Genomic DNA, 5014 nt, shown 5'->3' on the forward strand with positions numbered 1-5014 from the left:
CAAGTGAAATAAAAAAATCTAAAAATCCTTCTTCCAGCTTCATTCCTATATCCATTTAAATGAAGCTAGCCTCTCATTATTTACCGATTTAAGCTAGATTTTTTTCATGAGGTGGCCCTGTTTTGCTGTAGGTTTACGGGTTAACTTTGGCGGCTCTAATGCACCGAAAAATACCCTCGAATACCGAATGACTACGCCTATTATTCGCCATGCAGCAAGACAATCCTATGGTGAGGCAGAACCAAGTCGCCAGGCTTTTGTTGTCAGCGGGCCTTCTGTTATTTCTGGTGAAAACATTTGGTTCTTTAGCCCGAATGGAGCCTATCCTGCCGGTGCTGCCACTACTTGGGCAGATTGTACAGCAGAGCATCCTTGTTCAACCATCAATACACCTACTGCAGCGAAGATCGCTCTATTAGATCCTAATGCTAAGTTTTATTTTGAATCAGGAACTTATCTCATTCCCCAAGGAAGTCCACGCTGGGCTAATTTACAAAATGGTCAGACTATTTGGGGGCGCAATACGGGTTGGTTGACCCCTGCGGTGGGTAGTGCAAGACCTTTAATTCAAGGAGGCTTAGTATGGGGAAATCAGGCTACTAACACCATTGCAAACGGAGAGGCTCATAATATTCGCGTATTAAATAATAATCAAATCACACCCCAAAGTGTTTTTGATTATGCTGTAGGGGGTGGAGTATATGGCTTAGCAGCCACTGGAAATTTAAAAGTCGAAAATAGCCAAATTGATTCGGTAGCTACGAGTAATAACATTAGCGCGGTAAGTATTGCAGCAAATACAGCTCGGGTTGAAAACACAGTAATTAATGCAACGAGTCATGGACTAGGAAATATTGATAATCCTGATGATGGACCAAGAGTAGGAGCTGACGCAGTAGGTGTTTTTACTGTTAATCAATTAACAAGTTTAAAAGATTCAATAATTAATGCTGAAACAACTGGAAATGTTAATAACAATGGTAGGGCTAGTGCATTCGGGGCCTTGTCACAAGAAAGTACGCTTAATGTAAATCATTCGACGGTGAGTGCAACTTCAAGAGGCAATGTCACAACAGGGGCTGCTATTGCAGAAGGATTAACTAATTCAAAGGGTAAACTACTCGTTAGAAATAACACCATTATTAATGTAAACACCTATGGAAATGTAAATGGTACAAATACAGCAAATGGTTTTACTTCCGCTGTAGGAGTTGATTCGAATCAAGCTGATGTTCAAAATACAACCGTAACGGTGAGCACACATGGCGATGTGATTTATGGTCAAGCCATTGCATTTGGCGTTGTAGGCGGAACTAATGCGGAAGGAAATATTGTTATTCCCGGCACTGCAGTTGTAGAACACTCTACAATAAGTGTATTAAGTACTGGAAAGGCGGGGCAAAATGCCGGCGTGTTTGCTCAAGGTGTGCGCTCAAGTACTGATTTAACAGTTAAAAATTCTCATGTTACAGCCATAACCAGCGGTTCTACTCAAGATGATGGAGCTGCTAACGTCACTGCAGTAAGAGCATTTGGCAAAGCCACAGTAACTAACTCTACAATTAATGCGGAATCATTTGGCACTGCCAGTAGTGGGATCGTTACTAGTACAGCTATTTTAGGTGGTAATGGCGTCATATCGCAATACAATACTGTAAGCTCTCGAACTCACGGAGATGCCTCTGATTTTGGAACTGCTCAAGCAATAGGAATTCAAGGACAAAGTACAACTCTGGTTGAACATACCGACATTACTGTGGAAGAATTCGGTAATGTCGCAGGTAATTCAAATGCAACTAGTTTGGGCATCTTAGTGCAAAATGGGAACCAGCTGACCTCAAAAAACAACATTATCACCGTCCGTACTCATGGTGATGCTGATGCATCAAGCGCTCAAGCTTTAGGAATTCAGGCCACAGGAAATGGTAACTCCATTGTAATTGAGAAGACTGTAGTGGACGTTTTAGCGGAGGGCACAGCAACCAATGGTGGGTCTGTAGATGTGTGGGGCGTTCGAGCTAATCAAAATGGTACTATTCTATTCCAAGGAACTGGGTTAAGTCGGGTCACAGCGATATCAACTACTGGTAATGAGTTGGCGGTGCTAGCGGTAGGAGGTATCAATAATTCGAGCACGCCAAAAGCCCAATGTTCTACGGATGGCGTTAACTACACTGATTGTTAATAAATGATGAGATCTTGTTGTAAAAAAACAAGATCTCATAAGTGGTAAAAGTGCTTTTCCTATTCGAACTTATTAATGATAAACTGCTACTTTTGTATAAGGAAAGTTAGTAGATGACTGATGAGGAAGTGCTGCATAAAATCGAGGCGCTTAAAGAGTTAATAAGAAGCTACGATCATCATTATTATGTTTTAGATGAACCTTTAGTGCCTGATATCGAATACGATCGCCGTTTTCGAGAACTACAAGCGCTAGAGCAAGAAAACCCTCATTTAATTAGCTCAGATTCACCTACGCAACGTGTTAGTGGTAATCCCTCTGAAGCCTTTATGCCAGTTGCGCATCGTCAACCTATGTTATCTTTGTCTAATGTGTTTACCGAAGAGGAATTAGCCGCGTTTATCAAACGTGCGCGCGATAAACTCGATGAATCGAATCAAGAATTAGTCTTTACTTGTGAGCCTAAATTAGATGGTTTAGCGGTAAATCTTACCTATGAGCAGGGTATTCTAGTCCATGCCGCCACCCGAGGGGATGGGGCGGTAGGGGAAAATATTACCGCAAACATTAAAACGATTAGTTCAATACCTTTAAAACTTCGCAGCTCTAATCCACCGGCATTTATTGAGGTACGGGGAGAGGTTTATATCCCTAAAGCTGATTTTGAGGCATATAATGATAAAGCCCGACTAACTGGTGAAAAAGTTTTTGCTAATCCACGTAATGCTGCGGCGGGAAGCCTGCGTCAATTAAATCCAATGATTACCGCAAGCCGTCCCTTGGCCATTTATTGTTATGCAATTGGTGCTTACGAAGGACCTCCGTTACCGGATAGTCATTGGGAGCAATTAGAGCTACTCAAAGGTTACGGTTTTCGGGTTTCCTCTGAAACGCGATTAAAAAAAGGGATAAACGGCTGTCTAGAGTATTATCAAGACATGGCAAAACGTCGGGCGAATCTCCCTTTTGAGGTTGATGGGGTAGTTTATAAAATTGACGCGATTCATTTACAAAAAGAATTAGGCTATGTTTCCCGCGCCCCGAGGTTTGCTTGCGCACATAAATTCCCTGCCTCAGAAGAAATGACCCGTCTATTAGCAGTTGATTTTCAGGTAGGAAGAACCGGTGCTTTAACGCCAGTGGCACGTTTAGAGCCCGTGAGTGTGGCTGGAGTGACTGTAAGTAACGCAACCTTACATAATTTAGATGAAATTGCCCGCAAAGATATCCGTATCGGTGATACGGTAATTATTCGTCGCGCAGGTGATGTGATACCGGAAGTAGTCTCAGTTATTTTAGAACAGCGTCCGGCAGTGACTAGGTCCATTGAATTACCTCGTCATTGCCCAATTTGCGGCTCCGATGTAGTAAGAGAAGAGGGCGAAGCCGTAGCCCGTTGTGTAGGTGGCTTGTTTTGTAAGGCGCAATTAAAGCGCATGATGTGGCATTTTGCTTCTAGAAAAGCTATGTACATTGAGGGATTAGGCAGTGGCTTAATTGAGCATCTGGTTGATGCAGGCTTAGTGCGTCATTTGCCCGATCTCTATAAATTAGATCTAAACACCCTGGCAAATTTAGAACGAATGGGAGAGAAATCGGCTACTAATCTTTTAAATGCCCTAGAGCAAAGTAAAAAAACAACCTTTAATCGTTTTCTGTATGCTTTAGGTATTAGAGAAATTGGTGAAGCTAGCGCCCGAACTTTGGCTGATCATTTTATCACTATCTCAGCCATCCAAGCTGCAACCGTCGAGGACTTGATGTCGCTCAATGATATTGGACCTGTGGTCGCCGAACATGTCGTTCATTTCTTTTCTCAACAACACAATTTAGAGGTGATCAAAGAGCTACTGGATTTAGGGATTCATTGGCCGGAAGTAGAAAAAAAAGAGCTAAATAAAAATCATCCTTTGTTTGGAAAAACAGTGGTTCTAACCGGCAGCTTAAAAACTATGGCAAGAGATGAAGCGAAGGCAAAACTATTGGCTTTAGGAGCTAAAGTAAGTGGAAGTGTTTCAGCGAAAACGGATTATGTTTTTGCTGGTAGTGATGCAGGTTCTAAATTAGCTAAAGCTCAAGATTTAGGGGTGTCGGTATTCGATGAGGAACAAATGTTAGTATTTTTAAATACTCATTGATAAGGCTAGGACAACGTTAAAAAATAAGCGACCTACCTAATCGCGTATATGGATTAGGTAGGCTTCAATATTTATCTCGCAAAGGACATCGAAGGAGAACTGTCTTCAGAAACCAATTCGACTATACTGGCAATGGGTCGGGTAACTAGTGAAACCGTACTTAGCAGTATATTCATAAATTGCGCAATAATTGCAGAGCCGATATGTGAAACATTTTCGCTAAACTCGTCTAACTCTCTGCTGGTTTCTTTATCAATAAGGCTGTCTGATTTTTGTTGGTTTAAGGTCCAGACATAAGCTGCTTTTAATAAAGAGGCTAAAGCATTCACTAAACGAATAGAGACATCAATCGCAAAGATTGCATCTAAAACAAAGTAATCTAATAAAGGAGTTCCTACATAGGCTACATAATCGGATTTTTTATGTTTAGTTTTTTGAATGGGTTGAAACATGGAGTGCAAGCGATGCGCCGTTGATTCTAAAGGATCACGAACTAAAATGGGATTTAAAATTTTTGCCATAATTATTTCCTATAACGCTTAAAATTGGGGCCAGTATAGTTTATTCATGTTAACTCATGTTACGCACATAAACTTGTAGTTTGACTAAAAAGCATTAGAATTCCGCCCTTAATTTTAGGGAGGGAATTAAATGGATATGCTTGATCTTTATAGTGATTATTTGATTTTCC

Annotated in this window: 3 protein-coding genes; 2 read left to right on the forward strand and 1 reads right to left on the reverse strand. The window is 41.2% G+C overall.

Going from position 1 to position 5014, the window contains the following annotated elements; genetic code table 11:
• The first annotated feature begins 106 nt into the window (after positions 1-106).
• Together ELY15_RS13240 and ligA are read left to right on the forward strand one after the other, a co-directional pair.
• Positions 107-2185, forward strand: a complete 2079-nt coding sequence (locus tag ELY15_RS13240) for a hypothetical protein (protein WP_127100813.1) — start codon at positions 107-109, stop codon at positions 2183-2185.
• A gap of 113 nt (positions 2186-2298) precedes the next feature.
• Complete coding sequence (gene ligA, locus ELY15_RS13245; RefSeq protein WP_127100815.1) at positions 2299-4323, forward strand: NAD-dependent DNA ligase LigA; 2025 nt, start codon at positions 2299-2301, stop codon at positions 4321-4323.
• A gap of 71 nt (positions 4324-4394) precedes the next feature.
• On the opposite strand, the gene ELY15_RS13250 is transcribed toward ligA, so the two are convergent.
• Entirely contained in the window at positions 4395-4844 is a 450-nt protein-coding gene (locus ELY15_RS13250; protein WP_127100817.1) for a hypothetical protein, read from the reverse strand.
• Between the last annotated feature and the right edge of the window lie 170 nt (positions 4845-5014).

The sequence above is a fragment of the Legionella sp. km772 genome (genome assembly GCF_003989735.1).
GTDB lineage: Bacteria > Pseudomonadota > Gammaproteobacteria > Legionellales > Legionellaceae > Legionella.